Source organism: Heliomicrobium modesticaldum Ice1 (assembly GCF_000019165.1).
Lineage (GTDB): Bacteria > Bacillota > Desulfitobacteriia > Heliobacteriales > Heliobacteriaceae > Heliomicrobium > Heliomicrobium modesticaldum.
In genome coordinates, this window is record NC_010337.2 from 835,099 (window position 1) to 855,452 (window position 20,354).

The following is a 20,354-nucleotide window of genomic DNA, read 5'->3' on the forward strand; positions in this document are numbered from 1 at the left end:
TGTCATCCTTATCGTTTATTTATACATAGTAATATAATTCTGGACAGAAGCCGAACTTTCGGGAATGTCAAAAATTCGACTCAATTTCGATACATTTACTTCGTAACGCACCCTTGCTGCCTCTTCAACGACATTAACGTGGCGCCCACTCCGTTTCATCACATCAGATAATTTCACAACACCTCTACCACAAGTGTTAAAGGTCTCGTTGGTCCTACCCGCCTCTAAAATTCTTGTCACGATTCTAGGCATCTCATCAGTTGGAAGGAATTGCAGTTCACTTTCGGGGTCAACCCACAGCGGCCCCCCATGCAAGATATCATAAATGGGGTTTTTCTTCAGATTGGGTCCAACAAATCCTCCCATCCGGAGGATCAACCATTTCTCAGCGCGATGGCGGACACACTGCTCGGCCAAATACTTATGAAAGCCATAGGGACTTTGTTGCCGGACATCAATCACCGTGTCTTCAGAGTTAGCGTCTGAAGTTGAACAATCGGGATAGACATCGCATGAGGACAGATATACATAGACGCCGTAATGAAAGTCTTCCAACGAGCGTCTTACGCTCTCCACGGAGAGAGCAAAATCGCTCATTGGCTCTTTTGCAGCTAGAAACTTTTTTGAGTTTCCGTTTGCGTTGACGAAGACATCGCATCTTTGGCCTACATAATCCTTATAGTTGTCACGGGTAATGTTTACATAGGGCCTCTGTTGCTCTTCACACCAGCGGACGAAGGCAGAACCTACAAAACCATTACCACCTAAAATAAATATCATATGCCACCTCTAGATCCGAAGTCCATCTGAAGCATTGTCATAATTGGCAACGAACCAATTGATCGTCCTCTTTAAGCCCTCTTCCAGGGTAGTCGGGCAGTTCAATCCGAGTGACGTCAGCCGTTTTACGTCAAAAATTTTGATCATCTGACCATCAGGCTTAGAAGTATCCCAAAGAATGTCGCCAGGATAATTCATCTGTTTTTTGATCGTCTCAGCGAGCACACGTATCGGTGTGGTGGTGCCTGATGAGATGTTTACAGGTTCGCTGGAATCATAGTTCTCAATGAACCAAGGAATGGTGGCCGCAACATCGCCGGCGTAGACAAAATCACGCTGCGGATTTCCGGTGCCCCACATGATCACTTCAGGGGCGCCGCCGCGCATGGCTTCAAAATAACGGCGAATCATGGCGGGAACGACATGGGATTCGTCATTTCGGAAGTTATCGTACTCACCATACATGTTGCCGGGAATCAAGACGACAGAGTTGAGCCCATACTGGGTGCGATAAGAACGGCTCGCCACGATCCCCATCTTCTTGGCGGCCGAATAGCCTGCGCTCTCTTCCTGCGGATATCCCAACCACATTTGTTCTTCATCAATTGGAGAAATGGCTTTAGCCGGGTAGCTACACCCACCCATCGGATAGATCAGCTTTGTGATCTTGCGTTTACCGGCTTCTTCAAAGACCAGCGCCGTCAGTAGGGTGTTGCGATAATAAAAATCGGCAGGATATTTACGATTGGCGCCGATGCCGCCGGAATACGCCGCAAGATGAACAAGCACATCCATGGGACAGTCATTGAACATCTGCTTCACCTGAATCGGATCCATCAGGTCATAATCTTTGCTCGATAAGGCCGTCACATTTTCTCTGCCGTATTGCTTTTCTAATATTGGCACGAGATGACGTCCAAGAAAGCCTGTTGAACCGGTCACTACGATGTGTTTTTTCTTCATTTTAATTTCCTCCACTATCTGCATTAGGCGCAGTCTTCTAATCTATCTACAATTCCACAAAGCATTTGCCGCACCAGCCGTTCCCAGTTGTAGCGCTCAAGAATGCGTGCCTGCATTTCGCGCGCCCTTTGGGCGAAATCAGGATAATTATCAACGACCGCAGTTAATGCGCGAACCATATCGTCAACATCATCAGGTTTAAAATACGCTACGGCGTCTTCGCCTGTAAAAAAGGATCTGCAGTTTACCAAGTCGGGAGAGAGAACCACACAGCCAGCGGCGGCGTATTCCACCAGCTTCATCGGCGAACCTGTCTCTAAGGTGCCTGGGAGAATCCCGATGTGCGCCTCCGACAACAGGCAGCCGATATGGTCATTCGCAAGGGCGCCATGAAAGTAAACCCACTTCTTTAATCCTAACTGTTCGGATAGGGCCATAATCTCATTTTTTCCATGTCCTTCACCAACCAGTTGGATCCGAACCCGATCTAATAGAGGGCTGTTTTCGTCGCTTAACCGTTTCATCGCTTGCAATAACAGCGGCAAATTGTGCCACGCTACAAAGCTTCCCACATACACTACCTTTAAGAAATCATCGACCGGCGTCTTTGAAAGCCTCCTGAAGCAATCTGCGTTAATCCCATTCGGCACAACCATGATTTTTGAGTCCTGAACCCGCATATTCACGTAATATTTTTTACTAAATTCTGTATTTACAATGATACGTGTTGATCGACGCCCTAGCATAGCGGTGGAGAGCTTCTCCAGATAGGGCGTTTGTCCAACCAGACCGTACTTTTTCTCATGCTGAATAGGCAAGTCCATATAAACGATAAGGGGAACCTTGAAAAGCCACGACAGGGCTGTTCCAACAAAGGTATAGTTGCCTACGCGTTCAAATATGTGTTGAGGCCTTACTTGCAGAACGGCTGCTGCCGCTCGAACAAAAACAAGCAGTTGAAAGGCGATATAAAGTAATTCACGAATGAGCTTCGGTGATCTTCGCGCATAATTGCGCCACTTCGATTCTTTTCCCTCAAACTTGTACGGCGAAAGGGGTACAGGACCGACTGTTTTCACACGGTAGCCAATATCCTGCAAGGTCTGAATAAAAGCTAGCGTTTGAATCGCATCGCCGCCGCGACCCACCATGCCATAGACAAAAAGGACTGTTTTCGCTTTTTCACTGACCATGCAATCATCCTTTCTTATATATCCTTGGGCGGTTGCATCTCGTCAGTTTTCCATATGATAAGAGACTCATCTTTTTTCCATTGATTCCGATGTTGTTCAAATTCCTGAATCGATAAAAGTTGCGGTTGGATGCGCCGGTGAACTCTCCCCTCTGCAAGCTCTACGATTTGCTGCAGATACGTCCTGTCTTCATCACCGACAATTACGATTTCAATCGTCCCCGTGTCATTCCCCTTCGCATAATCCCCCACGAGCAACGCGAGGTGCACATTTCCCAGTCTCTCTACAATGGTTTCCACCAATTTATCGATGCCGAGGGTTTTGCGTACGATGCTCGCTATTTCGGGATAGAGCGGGTGCTGGATGTTTGCGCTGTATAGGATCTTTCGTTCTCGCGACTCTTGGGTCAACAATTTGGCGGCAACGAGACGTTTAAGTTCAACCCGGACAGCATTGGTGGATTCACTAAAATCGGCAGCCAGTTGTCGCAGGTGTGCCGCATGGTTTGGATTCGCAAAGAACCTCAATAATAGTTGCAGTCTTGTCTTTGATGTGATTAAGCTATCCAGCATGACGCCACTCCAATGCTTGAGCACTTTTTTTACTCAATGACAGGATAACTTTTTTTCTGACTTGTTGTCAATAAGCCTATATCTGCTAATCTGTCGAGGTACAGCTTTTTATACTCCCGCAGCATCATATCCACTGTGAATTGCTGTAGGAACCGACCGCGGACGCTTGTTCCTAGGCGTTTTCTTTTTTCAGGATCTTGAAGCAGGTTCAACAATGCCGTCGATATCGCATCGGGCTCCCTGGTATCGACAATTATGCCGGTAGTTTCCGATTGAATCATTTCTCGAATACCGCCTACGTCTACGGAAAGAACGGGGACTCCTGCTCTCATTGCTTCTAAAATGACGATCGGCAATCCCTCCCAGCGGGAAGTCAATAGAAACAGGTCTGCCTGGCGGAGGATCGCTGGAATATCCTGACGCTCCCCCAGCAAAGACACCCATTCTGTCAGGTTCCGTTTTTTAATTTCCGCTTGTATCTCCTTTTCTAAAGGACCTTGGCCCACCCAAAAAAAGCGCATCTTGCAATCATTTTTTTGAAGGCATTTCTCGGCGCATTTTTCTGCAATATCCAGGAATAACCATGGGTCTTTTTGTTCTGCCAACCGTCCAACTGTCACGACAGTATAGGCTGTTTGATGATTGGTAAGTAAGTCCTGACGCAAGGGAAGAAAATTGCCAACTTCCATTTCCGAGGGAATGCCGTTATGGATAACTCTAGCGGACGCCTTTGTCAGGATCTGCTGAGAATGCCCTTCTTTGAGGTCATGTTCTGAAACACAGACGATCGCGTCGGTAATCGTGGTCATCCACTTTTCCAACGCTCGAAATAGGCTGCGTCTGAATCCAGCCATACCGTAGAAACTCCACCCATGAACAGTGAACAGTATCACTGGCACTCCGGCTAGATAGGCAGCCAACCTGCCCAAGATTCCAGCCTTAGAACTGTGACAATGGACGATGTGCGGCCGGATGCGGCGTATTAGCCGCCACAATTCCAAGAGGGCCAATCCATCTTTCAGCGGATCAATCTCCCTCTGCAAATGCTGTAGGGGATAAAAAGGCACTTCAGGGCAGTCGTTCTTTATCCACTCAACCAATGCCCCTTCCGCCCGGGAGGCGAGAGAAACATCGAATTCGACGCACGGCAGCGAGTCAGGCTTCCTTTGCCGCCGGTTTATTAACCCGCAGACCAGCTCATAGACGACCTTTTGCGCGCCGCCGGTTTCAGAAAGCGTAATCAATTGAAGCACTTTTACTGTCTTCTGCGGTGTTTTATCTAATCCATCGCAATAATTGAATTCACCCATGCGGACGCACACCCTTACGTGCCAACTATACAGCCTTATCCCTCTGCATGACGACTTTTATGGTCTTGATCAGTAAAATGATATCGCTTACCGGTCCTCTGCGCTTGGAATAAAAGAGATCGTAGATCAGCTTCTCCTCCGGATTAGAGGAGTAACGGCCGTAAATCTGCGCCATCCCAGTAATCCCCGGAGGGATCAGGTGCCGCAGATGATACTCCGGTATCTCTCGTCCAAATTCCCGCACAAAATGAGGCCGTTCCGGCCGCGGACCCACGAGGCTCATATCGCCTCGGATGACGTTCCAAATCTGCGGGAGTTCGTCCAGTCGCCAGTACCGCAGGTATGTCCCCACCCTGGTGAGGCGGGGATCCTTCTCCGAGGCCAATACCGGCCCGGTGTGCCGCTCCGCATCGGGGATCATCGTGCGGAACTTATAGATGCGGAAGAGTCGCCCCCGCATCGTCACCCTTTCCTGTGTATAGAAGACAGGGGCGCCGGAATCGAGCCAGACAACTGCCGCGATCAGCGCTATCAAGGGAAGACAAATCGGCAACGCCGCGAGCGCAATGACAAGGTCAAAAATCCGCTTGACCAGATCGGTAAACTGTGTCTGGCCGACACCGGGTGTCACTTCAATGTAGATGCGGCCATCGCGGGAAATCAGGTTCCCGCCATGTAGCAGGATGTCCGTAGGCGTCACTTCCACCCGCAGGGTCCTGCAGTGCTTGACCGACTCCACAATCGCCTGCTTGCGCAGGTTCATATCCATAAAATCTTGAATCACAATCGTGTCTGTTTCGAGATTCAACTCATCCAGTTTTCCCTCTGAGTACTCTTCCTGCGTAACGAAGCAAGCACCCGGTCTACCGCGCTCCAACCGATGATAGGCCCACCGGGAGAGGTAGAAGTAGATGATGAGCAATAACCCAAACAGGAGCATGACGCTGCGGGGAAAGGCAAAGAACCGAAGAAAAAAGCTGGCGCCACCGCTGATGACAACCGTCAGCCCCGCCGCGATCACGGCCGAAAGAAAAACATTATACCGTGAAAAACTGCCCTCTGTATGATAGAGATCCATCAACAAGGCGGAAGAAACAACGGCGATACAGATCCATGGAAAGGTCCCCATGATCGCTTCCAAGTTTTCCAGCTTTAGCGATTCGGGAAACATCAATTCCGCCGCCAGCCAGAGCAACAGGCACGTCGTGACCAAGTCAGAGAGGATAAGCAGGAACGCACTTTTTCGAGGCTGAAGGATTGCCCACATCTTTCAATCCACCTGTCGGTTTATATCTGACAAGGAAAAATTCTGTAGGATGGGCTGCTTTTCCTGCTTTGTCGTTCGATTTTTGCTGGCAGAATTACAGGCAACTCACAATTCCGTCAGGTCACTTCCTTTTCAATCTTTCCTTTTCAATCTTTCTTTTTCAATCTTTCTTTCCAAGCTGCTCGGTTAATTTTACCACCCAAACATAGAAGTCCCCTCAGCTTTGCGTCCGAGAAGATCTATCCTCCAACAGCAAAACCAAGGGGATCTCAAAGTTCTTCTTCGCTATCAGTAATTCTGTATATACACCGTCTTGGTCACGCCATCCCATGCCACCTTCACGCCGAACGCTTCCGAGATTAACCGCAACGGGACATAGGTCGTGCCATTGACGATCTCCGGCGCGACGATAGCGCTTTGATCCGAGACAAGGAGCGGCTTCTTATTTTTCATCACGTCCGGTTTTCCAACCCAGAGTTGGACAGTATCCAAGCCCCGGACCAGATCGATGCGCTGTTCACTGCCGGTCCAGTTCAAATCGGCTTTCAACCGCCCAGCCACAAGCCGCAATGGCACCATGGTGCGCCCCTCTTTAACGTACGGCGCCGGATTGGCATTCAGCAGTTCATAATCGACAGCAATGCGAATGGAGTCACCTGCCGACGTGCTCAGGGCATCCCCACGCTGTAACCACAGCAGTGCATATACGCCGGAGGCATGGCCTGTCTCGGCTTCAATCGCCCCATAGCGACCATCCCAAAAAACGCGAGACGGGAGCAGTTCCCACGCTTTATCCGCTTCGTTCCAAAAACCGACACTAAAGCGGTTCACAGGCAATTGCGTCTGCATCTGACTCGCTCGCTTGTGATCGACGTCGCTGATGTGAAAAATGACACGCATCGGCTTATCCAAGGAGGGCACATAATTGCCACCGGAATTGCTGAAGCTGGCTTTCACCACCCGTGTCACATAATAGCGTTCATCTGGCACGAGTTTGCTCACATCGACAGGCTCAAGGTCGACCTTTCCACTGGCTTTGAAAGTATTCGCTGACAGCTCAAAACGCAGGTCAAGCGCCTCCTCTTTGCAAACCGCCCCATTTTTCCCGATCGTATGTACGGCTGCATCGGCGGTGACAGGCGCTAACCACGAAGACATGACGATCGCTGCTGTGAGCCCCAGCAACATAACCCTGCTTTTCCCCTGAATGCCCTTCAAATCAAGCCCTCCAATCCCGTCATTTTCAATAATCATATTTAATCTTCAACAGAAAAAACCTGCTTTCAAAAACTGCTTCCGAAAAAAACGTCCATAATCGCCCAGCAGTTAGTCCGATGGCTTACCTGCCTGTTTCAGTTGCTCTGCCTTCTGCCGAGCGCCTTTATCCCCTTGGGCTGCTGCTCTCTCGTACCAGGCTCGCGCCTGGTCTAGTTTTTTCTCCGTGCCCACGCCATTTTCATACATCAGCGCCAGCGCGATCTGCCCGTCTTTATTTCCCTGCTCGGCAGCCAGCTGCATCCACTTCAACGCTTCTTTGGCATCCAGGGGAACACCAACACCATTCAGATAGGCATAACCAAGATGGTACTGCCCCTTATCATAGCCTTGTTCCGCCGCTTTCCGAAACCACTTGACCGCTTCTTCACCGTTCGCCGGCAGGCCATTCCCGGTAAAATAGAGGACGCCCAGGTTGTTTTGCGCTCTGGCATCGCCTCGTTCCGCCGCTTGAAGGAGCCATTTCAACCCCTCATCAGCATCCTTGGTCACACCGTCTCCGCTTATCAAGACTGTCCCCAGCTTGTATTGCGCTGAGGTGTCCCCTTTTTGCGCTTCATTTCGCAGCTCTTCTACGTTCACCGGCGCTGTTGCTGCCGTTTCCTGACCGACGGCGTTCGCCTGCCCTCCGGCGGCGGATGGCGATTGACCGGACGGTTGATCAGCCCTGCCTGCTTTGAAAAAACCACATCCTGTCAACAAAAGGGACAGCGAAAGGGCCAGGCCGAAAGCAATGGCTTTCTTAAACAACTTTCCAATACCTCCAATTCAGAATGACTCCTCGGTTGCTATCTTATCACAATCAGAACACCTATAGCCTACTCTTTCGAGAAGACAAGGGGAATTTACAAGCCGAGTTGTTTCATCAGTGTATATTCACTGGCCGCTGTCAAGGAAGTGGATCGGGCAGCTTCCATCATCTCATCGCCTCTGTGATCGCCCCGTTTTTTCAAGGCTGCCCCTCTCCAAAGCTCCGCCAACGCTTTTGTCACATCATCACGCTGCGCCGTAGCACTCGCCAACAGACTCTCCGCCCTGTCGGCATCTCCGAGCAACACGGCCGCTTTGCCTGCCATCAATGCCAGTTCCGGCGTAAGCGTTAAATCCGGTTGGTGTCTCCAGAGACTCCGCAGCGCCGGCGGCAGCGTTTCCTTCTTGCCGCTCGCTTCTGTCGCGATCTCAATGACACGGTTTAATGCTCGCTCCGATTGTGATTTCCAAGATGGTTGGGCCTGACCCCGGGCAAGGGCGATTCGCTGACGAAGGGCTACATCACTATTCACCTTTGCTACATCCAGGTAAGCTGTAACCAGCCAAGGGGAACAGGCCTTGCCGATTTCCGCTTCAGTAAGCGCTTCCTCATAATTTCCTCGCGCGATCAACACCTGAGCCAGCAACATGTGCGCGCCCGCATTGAAGGCGTCTGTCTCCACCGCCTTTCTTGCGTATCGTTCACTCTCTTCAAGCATCCGCACCTTCATTTTCTCATCAGATGCACGCTCGTGGTTTGTCACGAGTAACTGGGCCATCGCGCTGGGATAGTCTGCCTTCCAAGGGTCGCTTGCCATCGCCTGTTGCAAATGATGGAGCGCGCCTTGAACGTCTTTTTGGTCCAGCGCCGAAGCATATGCCAGCGCTTCCGATTCGGCATCCCGAAACAGAAAAGGAAAAATGGTCATGGGCAGCATCATCAGCAACAGCGCGCTGCTTAGAAGCCCGAAGGACTCAGAACGATGATTTCTCCATCTGTCGGTCAGGGAAGCTGATCGAGCAGCTTCCTTGGCGAGCAGGGCAGATAGGCCTGTTCCAGTGATCTGTTCGCATGCGGCATAGACACCGATGAGCGCCCATAATAACAGGGCGACTGCGCTAAGGGACAAGTTGAAGTCCATGGCCGAATGCATCGCCAATGCCAAAGCGCTGATCCCAATGGTCCAAACAGACGATACATACCATTCATTATCACATCTCCGACTGTTTCTCCAGAGAGAGTACAGCCCGAAGGACATCATCAGGAATAGGGAGATAAAAGAGACAAAACCAATGATCCCTGTCTCTACCCAAACCTGTAAAAAGTGATTGTGAACTTCCGTCGTATTGTATAAAAACGATTGATAGGCTCGATAACCGGCCTTCCAGCCGCCGCCGCCCCAACCGAGAAGCGGTCGTTCCAGCCCCATTCGAAAAGCGTCAGAATAAAAAACCAGCCGTTCCCGAAAGTTGTTATCGCCCGTACTGATGGACATGATCCGTTGGAGCACAGGGTTGTCGCTCCCGGAGAATATCACATAAGCTCCAATAAACAAAATCGCCAGCACAACTGCGCCACTGACGATCGTCCCTATAGACGCCCAACGACGATGTTCATTTCGTTCCGCGCCGTCTTTACCGACCTTTGCAGGTTCTTCCCATTTGCGCAGAAAAGGGAGCAGCACAAACCATGTGCCACCCAAGCTCAGCGCAGACGCAAGGGTAATCAACAAGGCCCTCCCGTTGGGGTGACCAAGTTGCACCTCCGGTCCGACAGTCATTGAACTTACCGCGATTGCGACCGCAAAAAGCAAGGACAAAAGCACAAGATTTCGCTTTTTATCTTTTTGGCCGAGCCAATAGAGGAAGATAAACAAGGGAATCATCATCCACGCGCCTCGGCTTTGGGTACCCAATACGGTCAGCAGGATTAAAAAGGACATGCTCGCCGATAAAGCGGCTCCATATCGGTTTCTGCTTAATGCGGCCAGGTGTATTCCCGTCAAAAAGGGCACCGTCAGATAGGCCGCCAAGGTGTTCGGATACTGAAGTGTCGAAGATAACCGGCCACTGACTAAGGCGCCGTTGATGGCAACAAAGCCTTGTGCGGCGGCGATTGCAATGACTGCAACGACTGTTCCTATCGCCGTGAGGGCAAGCAGAATCCATAATAAATAGTTGCTTCCCGCTCGTTTCTTCTCCCCATACATAAAAACGGTTGCAACAAAGGCGAAGATAAAGACCATGAAATAGTCAATCTGACGAAGCCAGGTGTATAAGGCAAGCCGCGGATTGATGGCTGAGAAGAACGAGATTCCATACCAAAGCATCAAGAGCGTTAGCGCTATAAAATAGGGAGACCGCCAAATTCGATTTACCATTTTCTTGCTTGCATCAGGCAACGATGTTCTGAAGAGGCTCAGCACAACGATAGCACACAAGGCGAGGGCAGATGCCCCATAAAGATGGAAGTTCATCTCCCTTTCAAAAAAGAGACCTCGAAAAAAGGGGGCAAGTCCGATGAGCAAGATGACAGAGATGGCAAAGTAGTTTGCGCATAATTTTATCGCTTTTTCCTCAACCTTCATTGTATCAACCCTCATTCTACTCCTTTATGTAAATTCTTGTCATATCTTGAATTTCACTGTATCAGTCCCCTGTCTTTCGACAAGCGCAACCGATAATCCTTCTGGATGAAGCCGGATAGATAATAACAAAAAACGCACCAGATAATTTTCTGATGCGGTTTCATCACTATCTCCATCTGTAAAGATGACTTTCAATCACTTACGATGAGACGGCGGCATACGCCCAAGGCTTCGAGAAGGCATAGACCAGATTTTGGTGTTTGATCACAATATCCAGCAGGCTTTCTTTAGCGTCAACCAGCTTCGATTCGGCAGACGCGACGTCGGCTTTTGTTGCTATGCCGATATCAAACTTTAATTTTGCTACACGCAAGTTTTCCTCTGCAACAGCGACTTGCTCTTTCGCGCTGTCATATTGCTCCTCTAGTTGCTTCACCCCGTGGTAAAGCGTACGTACCAGTTTATCCATCTGCTCTTTCGTGTTCATTGCGGCGACGGCCGCCTTGTCGATATCGATTGATTTGGCTTTGCCCGGCTCAGTACGTCCTGACAAGGAGTAGGCATAGGCCGTGTAGGCCGCTTCAGCCAGGTCCACCTTCTTTTGGGCAAGCCACACGGTAGGACTTTCATTCACCGCTTTGGTGATGGCAAAATCCACATCATCGACTTTCATTTTTTCAAAAGCCGGTCGGTCGACCAGCACAGGCCGCGCTTCTGCTCGCAATCCCATTAAATTATTGAACTTTTGGTAGGCATCCGCCAAGGCGCTTTCCGCTGACGCGAGGGAAGCCTCTGCGGCCGCCCGGGCTGCTTTGGCTTGAACAAAGGTAGGATTATCGATTGTTCCGACCTGACTGGCGGCAAAAGCGTTGTTGTATTGAATCTGCGCGTTGGTCAAGCGAATTTTGCAGTTATTTACTTTATCCTGCGCCTGGAGCAGACCATTGTATAACTGATAGGTTTGCATCACCACCGCATCTTCTTGCGCTTCTAAGTTTCTCTTATTCATGTTCCATGCCGTGTCAGCTTGATTGAGCCCCATGAAAGCCCCATAATACTGTTGGTCTCTGGCGTATCCGATTTGACTTGTGGTCTGATAGGTATGCATAACGGAGTCACCCAGGTAATTGCGCACCTCGAAGCTGCGTTCTAGGTCCAACTGTGCAATGCGAAGCGGTTTGCTGCTTTTTTTCGCCTGTTCTACCGCTTGTTGAAAAGTAAACTGAGGTTGGGTCTGGGCGACGTTCACAACCGTTGCTGACGTGTCCGCCATGGCCGGCAGCGTCATTCCGAATGTGAAGAGCAGCGCAGAGGCGCAGGCTACGAGTTTACGCATCAAAAGTCACCTCAATCATTTTACGTCGAATGTTCTCACCGTCTGAGCAGAAAGAGCCGGGTTCATCGCGAACCCGGCTCCTCTTTGATTGTCAGATGGCAACCAATCAGTTGACCGTGACGGTTTGGGTAGCGGCATCCCAAGTCGCGGTGATGCCCAGCGCCTGCGCAACCCACTTGACGGGGAGCATGATGCGGCCGGGTTCGACGATTTCGGGAGCGACGTCCATCGTCATCGTAACGCCATTGATGGTCAGGTCGGTGCTGCCCAGTTGCAGCTTCACAACACGGTCGCCCTTGATCAGGATAACCGATTGGTCGGCAGCGCTGAAGGAGATGTTGTTATCATCTACACCGACAGCTTTCGCGACGAAGCGAAGGGGCACATAGGTGCGGTCGTTCTTGATGTAGGGAGCGGCATCCATAGCGGTTTCGACGCCGCCGATGGTCATTTTGCTTTCGCCGATCTTGAAGGTGGCGGTGCGCTTCTGGTTCTGGTCGGCAGGGGTGATGACTTTACCGACAGCCAGCTTGACCGCCCAGCTCTGATCGAATTCGCCGGAGTCAACAGTAGTCGTGGTGAAGGTTACCGTATTATTGGGGGCTTCGGTGTACTCGGCGCCATTGTAGAAGAAAGAAGTAGCGGCTTTGTCGTTCTCGACGATAGCGTTGCCGCCGATTTTGGCTTCGATGGTGCCTTCGGGCACACTGCGGTCAAGGTCGACCTTGATGTTGGAGATCTTGATCTTGACAGCTTTGGTGCCGGCAGCTTTGATGGGGATCACAAGGGATGCATCGCCGTCGGCTTTGGCCACGCCGTCTTTGTCAATGTCGGCGTCGCCTTCGACAACTTCAACGGTCGGAGTGTTGTTAAAGGTCACACCGTCGGTCAGCTTGACTTTGATCTCCCGGTAGCTGCCTTTGATCTTGTCATCGATTAGGTTGCCTTTTTCGGCGGAAATGACGATGTCATTCAGGGTTTGTTCTTTCACACCGACGCGCAGCTCTTTGGTGTCAACAGTGGCCGACACGGGCAGAATGGCCTTGCCAAGAAGGACTTCGCCTTCGGCGCCTGCACGACCGGAGACGGTCGCTTTGATATCGCCTTCCGCGTTACCCTTGACAGAGATGTAGAACTGAACTTCCAGTTCCGACTTGGTGCCACCGGAGTTGCCTTTGTAGTTGATCTCCACATAGCTGTCTTTACCGTCGATGGTCGGCTTATCCCACGTGCCGGCTTTGGAATTCCAATCTTTGATGCCGGTGACTTTCACCCAAGAGGGGAAGTCGACACGGACCTTACGTTTTTCCGTCAGTGAACCGGCGATGTTTTCTTTGATGTTGATCTTGGCGACGGCGTTGTCATACTTACCGGCGACAGCTGTGGTAACGTCGCCGACGACTTTGACGGTCGTGCCGAAATCAACGTAGGTGGCGATGACAAGATCTGCATCGTTGATCTCGTCTTTGGAGGCGCTATTGGAAGTATAGCTTTTGCCTTCGATGGTCACCGTCACGTCGCCGTACTTGGCGTCGGAATCAGGCGTGATGACCGGGTTGATCTCGATGATACCGCGGTCTCCTTTCGTTTCTTGCATACCTCCAACGGGAGCATAGACGGTCAGGGTGCGTCCGTCGCTATCCACATCTGTTGTGAACTCACCGTATTTAGCATAACCAGCCAGACCGGTTACTTTAGTACCATCATTACCAACTTCCCACTTGAAGTTGCTGGGGAGCTTCACAGTGAACAGGGCTTGGCCTTTATCACCGCTTTTTCCATTGACCGCGCCGATAGCGCCGGCGTAGTTCTCGGCGATACGGAAGGTGCCGGCTTTTTGCCCGGAAGCGTCACCGATCGTTTCCACCTTGATAACGCTGGCAGTGGTTTTCTTGCCGGTAGCCACACGGCCGATGACATACTTGCCGCCGGTCACGCCGGAGTCGAGGGGATCGATGGTGGCTTCGATGTCGCCGCCGTCAAAGCCGTCGACTTTAACGATCGGGACGATGGCGATGGAGTCAGGGTCATTCTCCGCACCACCAAGACTTGATGGCAGGGTGATCGTCAGCGTGTAGTCGCCGCTTTTGACGACATTCACGCCTTCATCGTCACCTTTTTTAAGAGATTTTCCTTTCCAATAGACCATTTTATAAACATCTGTAACTTCAGAAAGATCAAACTTGATGCCGCTGGGAAGGGTGTACGTGAAGGACGTGCCGGGTTGCATATCCGTCTTGAAATCGTCGTCCTCGCGCAGGGTCAGTTTGCCCAGTGGGGTACTGGTCGCGGAATCGGAGATGCTTTTGACAGTTCCCACAGAGTTGTTCGTCGCTGCGAACGCTGAGGGAACTACGATACCGGTCAGCAGACCGGCCGTTGCCAGAGAGGCAACGAACTTTTTCGTGTAGCTCACCTATGTTCCTCCTTTTATATTGTTTTGTACGAATTCCAGCCGGGAATCGATGTTCCGCCTGAAATCCTTACGCTCATTTAGACAACCCGGAGGAGAAAAAGGTTCCCGCTACGTCAAAAAAATCGTTTTTTTCTTTTTGCTATGTACCCTTTAACGTTATACCTGCGACATCTTCTCAGGACAGTCCCCATCATTACAAGCTGTTATACGTTGAAGCAGAAGCCGGATGATGCCGGCTTCTGCTCCAATCGAACTCAGTTGATGGTCACCGTTTGGGTAGCGCCATCCCACTGGGCGGAGATGCCCAGGGCTTGGGCAACCCAGCCGACAGGCAACATGACACGGCCGGGGGCGACGATCTCGGGAGCCGTATCCATCTGAATCGAGACGCCGTTGACCATCATGATGTTGCTGCCGATGGTCATTTTGACGACGCGGTCGCCTTTGATGAGGACGACGCTCTGATCAAAGCCATTGTACATCATGTTGTTGTCGGAGACACCGACGGCTTGGGCCACGAAGCGAACGGGCAGGTAGGTGCGGTCATTTTTGATATAGGGAGCCACATCCATGGTGGATTCCACGCCGCCGATGTTCAGCTTGCTGTTGCCGATTTGGAAGACGGCGGTGCGCTTTTGTTCACCGGGGGCAGGGGTGATGACTTTGGCCACGGTCAACTGCACAGCGGTGCTTTGGTCGAATTCACCGGGGTCGATGACGCCGGCGTTGCCCGGTTGTTCAGTTCCGGCGTTGTCATAGTACTTAGCGGCGTCTTTGTCGTTTTCCACGAGAGCGCTGCCTTTGATCTTGGCAGTCACGTCGCCTTCGGGAATAGTCCGGTTGAGGTCGGCTTTGATATCAGAGATCTTGATCTTGCTGGCCTGGGTGCTGCCCGATTTCACGGGGATCGTCAGGAAGGAGCCGTCCTTAGAGATGTTGTCTGCATCCAGCTCCAGGTTGCCTTCGACCACTTGGACGGTCGGGGTGGAGGACCACTGGACGCCGTCAGACAGTTCCACGACGATGTTGCGGTAGGCGCCGTCGATCTTGTCGCTCATGATCCGGTCTTTGTCGGTCTCGGCGATGATGATATCGCTCAGGGGTTGGTTTTTCACGCCGACGCGGAGCTCGCGGGCTTCTGTGCTGGCCATGACGGCTTGCACAGCTTTACCCAGAACGGCTTCGCCTTGGGCGCCGGCCCGGCCCGATACGACGGCTTTGATATCCCCTTGGGCATCGGCTTTCACGGAGACTTCCAGGGTGATTTCGAGTTCGGCTTTGCTGGAGCCGACGCCGTTGCCGGTGTAGGTGAACTCGATATAGCTGTCTTTGCCGTTGACGACCGGCTTAACGAAGGCGTCACTGGCGCCGGTTTTGACGTCCCAGTTTTTGATGCGAGTCACTTTAACCCAGGAGGGAAAATCCACGCGAATCTTCCGTCCTTTGAACAAGGAACCGGCGATGTTTTCTTTGATGCTGAGCTTGGTCAGTTCGTTGTCATACTTGCCGGCCAGAGCGGTTTTCAGTTCGCCTTTAGCGGCGATGGCCGTGCCGTAATCGGCATAGGTGGCCACAGTGAGGTCGGCGTCGGATACATCAGCAACTTTGCCTTCGACCGAAGCGACAATGTCGCCGTACTTGGCGTCAGCGCTGACATTGATGCCCGGGGTGATCTCGATGATGCCGCGGTCAGCGCCGGTGCCGCTGAGGTCGCCGTAGACTTTCAGGGTACGGTCGCTTTCAACGACGGTCGTAAAGGTGACGCCGCTGAAGCCGGCGAGGCCGGTGACGAGGGTGTCATTGGCGTCCAGGGCACTGTCGATCCATTTATAGTTGCTGGGGAGTTTAACGGTGAACAGGGGAGCTTGCGTGGTGTCCGTAGCAGTCACTTGGCCCAGCGAGCCGGCATAGTTTTCAGCGATGCGAATGATGCCGCCGCGGGCGTCTTGTTCACCGATGGTCTGCACCTTAATTACGGACGCCGTTGTCTTCTGTCCTGTGGCCACACGACCGATGACGAACTTGCCGCCGGTCACGCCGGAGTCGAGGGGATCGATGGTGGCTTCGATGTCGCCGCCTTCGAAGCCATCCACTTTGATCAGCGGTTGGACGGAGATCATGTCAGCGACGTTATTGTCCTGAAGGCCGGAAGGGGTTTGAATCGTCAGGGTGTAGTCGCCGCTCTTGGTAACAGTGAATCCGTAGTGGGTGCCGCTGTTGGAGAGGGGCTTGATGCCGTCGACGGGGTCATTGTAGTAGACCATGTCGTAGACAGCGTCAGAAGCGAACTTGATTCCCGAGGGCAGCGTATAGGTGAAGGACGAGCCCCCTTGAATATCATTGGGGAAATCGCTGTCTTCTTTCAAAGTCAGTTTGCCCAACCTGACGCCGCTCGCGTCGTCGGCGATGCTTTTGACGATGTCAACGGAGTTGTTAGTCATGGCAAAGGCAGCCGGAGTCAGCGCCGTAGTCATGATCAGCGCCGCAGAAAAAGAGGCGACTGTTTTCTTCAACTTGTTCACAATTGTTCCTCCTACTTGTTGGTGGTTGTGTTCTTTTGCGCATCGGGTTTGCTATTTTCTCTGCTGTCGACTTCCCGCGGCTGCACCCCCCCTTACGCGATTGTATTGGTCAAGAGGCTTTGTTCGACTGTCTGATACAAAAATTCGCTGCCGCTAATGCTTTTCTGTCCATAGGGATTCATCCATTTTATTCCTTATAATTTATTTCTTGTTCTGCAAGGTAGTTGTGTTCTCTTTCGCAGAACCGATATAATGAATGTAGTTCTATAATCAAAGGAGGCGCATGTATGGCATCACGTCTTCTCTTTCAGTTATTCGCAATCGCCCTTTTGTTTCTGTCGCTTGTCCCCAGTGCTTTTGCTTCTTTGGAGTGGCAACCGGCGGGGCAGCGGACCGCAGTAACGGTGATCAAAGCCACCAAGGATCTGCCGCCGGATCAGTACTATCTGCTGATGGACGGCAAGCTCTACCGGGCAGGCAATGATCATGCGTTAACCCTGATCAGCAACGATAAGATTTGGAATGTGTATGTGAAAGACGACGGCACACTGTATGCTTTATATGGAGAGGATAAGGCGTCGTTAGCCGTTGAAAAGTGGGACAACGCCTTACAACAGTGGTCAAAAATCTGCAATGCCCCCGCCGATACAGCGCATTTTGCTGTCCTTTCCAACGGCGCCGTCCTTTTCGGGGTCTCTCGTTATGGCACGCAGATCTGGAAGATCGCCCTGACGCCGCCTGCTCAAGCCAACTGGATGATGAAAACGGAGACAGGGGGCTATCGCTTCGCTGCAACGCCTGATGGGATTGTCTTCACAGGGGAAGAGCGGGAATTAGACAACAAACGCAGCACCGATTACGGGGCGACATGGCGGGCCATTCGAGGGGTGGAGCCTTTTGAACAGTTCTATGTCTCGCCAAACTACAAAGAAGATGCCTCTGTCTTCGCGCTCAGCCGGCACGGCCGAGTCTATAAGTCAACCAGCCGCGGAGAAACCTGGATCGATACGATGGAAGGCATCAACCAACATACTTTTTTTGCAGCAATGGCCTTCTCGCCCGATTACAGCCAAGATCAGACCTTATATGTAGCAGACAAAGAGGGGCGGCTCTTTATTTCGCAAGATCGCGCAGCCTCTTGGACTTCTCTAGATGTCCGTCTTCCCAGCGGACATACTTTGAACAGCCTCGTCATTCTCCCGAATAAGCAGGTCATCGCCGGAACGGATCAAGGCCTCTTCCTGCTGAAAAACACGTACACCCCTCCGTCACGACCTGTGAATTCGATGAAAGAAAAGATGACAGTCACCTTTACCTTAGGCAAAGACACTTATCGGATAAACGGTGAAGAATGGTTGATGGATGATGCGCTTCCCTATTACAAGGATGGCCGTCTGTATGTGCCGGTTCGATATCTGGCCAAGGGGCTCGGGATCGCAGATAAAGATATCCGCTGGAACGAGGCGACCCGCGAAGTGACACTCACTAAAGGCGATAAGACGGTCAAATTGTATACGGACAAACGAGTGCTGCTTGCGAACGACAAGGCCACCTTGATCGATGTCTATCCCGAGGTGACCAATAACCGCCTCCATCTCCCCGTTCGTTGGGTAGCCGAGGCGTTTGGTGCTACCGTCACATGGAACGATTTTGACCGCGCCGCAACCATCTTGTATGAAAAAAAGGTTGACTGATTCAGGATGAGTGGAACTTTCCACTCATTCCTTTTGTCTAATGTATTGACACCGATTCTTGACGGTGTTTGATAGGGGAGAGGAAGTCTGTCCGATCAAAAAGATCTCATCCTCGCCGCCCAATCCGGCGACAGCCATGCTTTTTCACAACTCGTGGAGATATACCAGAGGCGTGTCTACGGTTTGGCCGTTCATCTGACCGGCAACCCGGAAGATGCGCACGATTTGGCACAAGAAGCATTGATCCGCGCCTATCGGTATATTGGGAGCTTCCGGTTGGAATCTGACTTTGGCACTTGGCTGCACCGGATTACAGTGAACACATGGCTCAATATGAAGCGCAAGGGCCGGAATGTGGTCGTTGAGTCGTTGGATGAAGACTGGAATGACAGCGCTAAGGCCAGTCGAGAGGTGGCTGCCACAACAGGCGACCCCCTCGAGGCTTTCGAATCGGCGGAATTCAAGGCGATGGTCCGACAGGCGCTGCAACACCTGTCGGAAGAACACCGGACTGTCTTGGTTCTGCGTGAGATTTACGATTATTCCTACGAGGAGATCGCGACTGCAACAGATACTTCTCTCGGCACGGTGAAATCTCGGATCAACCGGGCGAAGGCGCAGATGCGCAGCGTCTTGACCTCGATAGCCGGTCAGTTCGGGGTACTTCTGCCAGAGAAGACGACACAAAGGAGGTGAGCATCATGAAGCCTGTACGTGACGGCACGGCACAAGTGCATGAGTTTGAGTTGTGGCGGCAGGCTGAACGGGCGTTACGGCAGCTTCCACAGGAGATGCAGCCTCCCGAGCATTTTGCTGCGCAGGTGATGGAACGGATCGCTCGGGAGCAGATAACCCCGCTCCCTGCACCGTCTGCTTCCGGTCGTTCCGTTGACTTTCGCCGCTGGATGGCTTCTGCAGCCCTGTTTCTATTGGCCGTAGGCACGGGAAGCGGGATCTATGTGGCAATGCAGGGATCTGCGCCGCCCGGGTCGGCTCCTGTACAAGTTGTCCAGCATGCCGATCCTTCGCCTGAGCAAAGCGATAGCGATATTCGCAGGTCAACGGATAGAGACGGGCATTATTCCGGTCAAGGCGCCCGATCCACTGAGCTCCCCCCGTCTACCGTTTCGGATAGGGCCGTTATAGTGCCCCAAGATGCGACCGAATCAAGTCACCCCGCCCTTGCGCCGGTTGCCCCTGCTCCTGAGCCTACAAAAGGTATTGCGGCAACTGAGAAGACCTATCTGTTGAGCAAACCCATGGTCATCCAACGGACGCTGCTTCGCTATCGTGTCGCCTCTCTTGACGCCGGCATCGACGCAGTGAAAAAAGCTGTCACTCAGGTGAATGGTCAGCTTGAAAATGTCAGCTTGCAACAATCGCAAGGACGTACCATTCAAAACCTGATTGTCAAGCTGCCGCCGGATCGGCTGCAAGCTTTCATCCAAGCGCTTCCCTCAGGGGTACTCCTGGAGAACAAAAGGGATAACCAAGATGTGACCAATACCTTGCAGGACATGGTCGCACTGGTAGATTTCTTAAGAGGTCAACTCGCGACTGCACCTGCGATGCAGCAGCCCGCCTTGTCGAATAAGATTCAGTCCTTGGAACGACAAATCGCTTCCTTAGAGCAAGAAGCGGCGACGCAAACGGTGGTCTTGATGATGGAAGCAGAAAGCGGACAGTGA

At 51.9% G+C, this 20,354-nt stretch carries 15 protein-coding genes; 3 read left to right on the forward strand and 12 right to left on the reverse strand.

Going from position 1 to position 20,354, the window contains the following annotated elements; all coding sequences use genetic code 11:
- Positions 1-15: 15 nt before the first annotated feature.
- The 12 genes from HM1_RS03785 to HM1_RS14425 form a co-directional block, all read right to left on the reverse strand.
- Positions 16-780, reverse strand: a complete 765-nt coding sequence (locus tag HM1_RS03785; protein WP_012281962.1) for an NAD-dependent epimerase/dehydratase family protein — start codon at positions 778-780, stop codon at positions 16-18.
- A gap of 9 nt (positions 781-789) precedes the next feature.
- Positions 790-1,743, reverse strand: a complete 954-nt coding sequence (locus tag HM1_RS03790) for an NAD-dependent epimerase/dehydratase family protein (protein WP_041313275.1) — start codon at positions 1,741-1,743, stop codon at positions 790-792.
- 23 nt (positions 1,744-1,766) lie between these two features.
- Entirely contained in the window at positions 1,767-2,936 is a 1,170-nt protein-coding gene (locus HM1_RS03795; protein WP_012281964.1) for a glycosyltransferase family 4 protein, read from the reverse strand.
- 14 nt (positions 2,937-2,950) lie between these two features.
- Positions 2,951-3,508 carry a transcriptional regulator gene (locus HM1_RS03800; RefSeq protein ID WP_041313278.1) on the reverse strand — a complete coding sequence of 186 codons (558 nt, stop codon included), beginning with the start codon at positions 3,506-3,508 and terminating at the stop codon, positions 2,951-2,953.
- Between the two features lie 29 nt (positions 3,509-3,537).
- Entirely contained in the window at positions 3,538-4,818 is a 1,281-nt protein-coding gene (locus HM1_RS03805; RefSeq protein WP_012281966.1) for a glycosyltransferase family 4 protein, read from the reverse strand.
- A gap of 25 nt (positions 4,819-4,843) precedes the next feature.
- Entirely contained in the window at positions 4,844-6,085 is a 1,242-nt protein-coding gene (locus HM1_RS14420) for a sugar transferase (RefSeq protein ID WP_012281967.1), read from the reverse strand.
- Positions 6,086-6,373: 288 nt separating this feature from the next.
- Entirely contained in the window at positions 6,374-7,339 is a 966-nt protein-coding gene (locus HM1_RS03815; protein ID WP_083765095.1) for a stalk domain-containing protein, read from the reverse strand.
- A gap of 72 nt (positions 7,340-7,411) precedes the next feature.
- On the reverse strand, positions 7,412-8,110 hold the full coding sequence (locus tag HM1_RS03820; protein WP_012281969.1) for a tetratricopeptide repeat protein: 699 nt from the start codon (positions 8,108-8,110) through the stop codon (positions 7,412-7,414).
- Positions 8,111-8,205: 95 nt separating this feature from the next.
- Positions 8,206-10,698 (reverse strand): O-antigen ligase family protein, encoded by a 2,493-nt coding sequence (locus HM1_RS03825; protein WP_041313284.1) that lies wholly within the window; start codon positions 10,696-10,698, stop codon positions 8,206-8,208.
- Between the two features lie 199 nt (positions 10,699-10,897).
- On the reverse strand, positions 10,898-12,034 hold the full coding sequence (locus HM1_RS03830; RefSeq protein WP_012281972.1) for a TolC family protein: 1,137 nt from the start codon (positions 12,032-12,034) through the stop codon (positions 10,898-10,900).
- A gap of 106 nt (positions 12,035-12,140) precedes the next feature.
- Positions 12,141-14,450, reverse strand: coding sequence for a copper amine oxidase N-terminal domain-containing protein (locus HM1_RS03835; protein ID WP_012281973.1), 2,310 nt, complete (start codon positions 14,448-14,450; stop codon positions 12,141-12,143).
- Positions 14,451-14,704: 254 nt separating this feature from the next.
- Positions 14,705-16,972 carry a stalk domain-containing protein gene (locus HM1_RS14425; protein WP_012281974.1) on the reverse strand — a complete coding sequence of 756 codons (2,268 nt, stop codon included), beginning with the start codon at positions 16,970-16,972 and terminating at the stop codon, positions 14,705-14,707.
- Between the two features lie 287 nt (positions 16,973-17,259).
- On the opposite strand from HM1_RS14425, the gene HM1_RS03845 reads away from it, so the two are divergent.
- From HM1_RS03845 to HM1_RS03855, 3 genes are all read left to right on the forward strand, one after another.
- Positions 17,260-18,666 carry a copper amine oxidase N-terminal domain-containing protein gene (locus tag HM1_RS03845; protein ID WP_012281976.1) on the forward strand — a complete coding sequence of 469 codons (1,407 nt, stop codon included), beginning with the start codon at positions 17,260-17,262 and terminating at the stop codon, positions 18,664-18,666.
- A 108-nt stretch (positions 18,667-18,774) separates the two neighbouring features.
- A complete protein-coding gene (locus HM1_RS03850) occupies positions 18,775-19,362 on the forward strand; it encodes a sigma-70 family RNA polymerase sigma factor (protein WP_257720230.1) in 588 nt (195 codons plus the stop codon).
- 5 nt (positions 19,363-19,367) lie between these two features.
- Positions 19,368-20,354, forward strand: a complete 987-nt coding sequence (locus HM1_RS03855) for a DUF4349 domain-containing protein (RefSeq protein WP_012281979.1) — start codon at positions 19,368-19,370, stop codon at positions 20,352-20,354.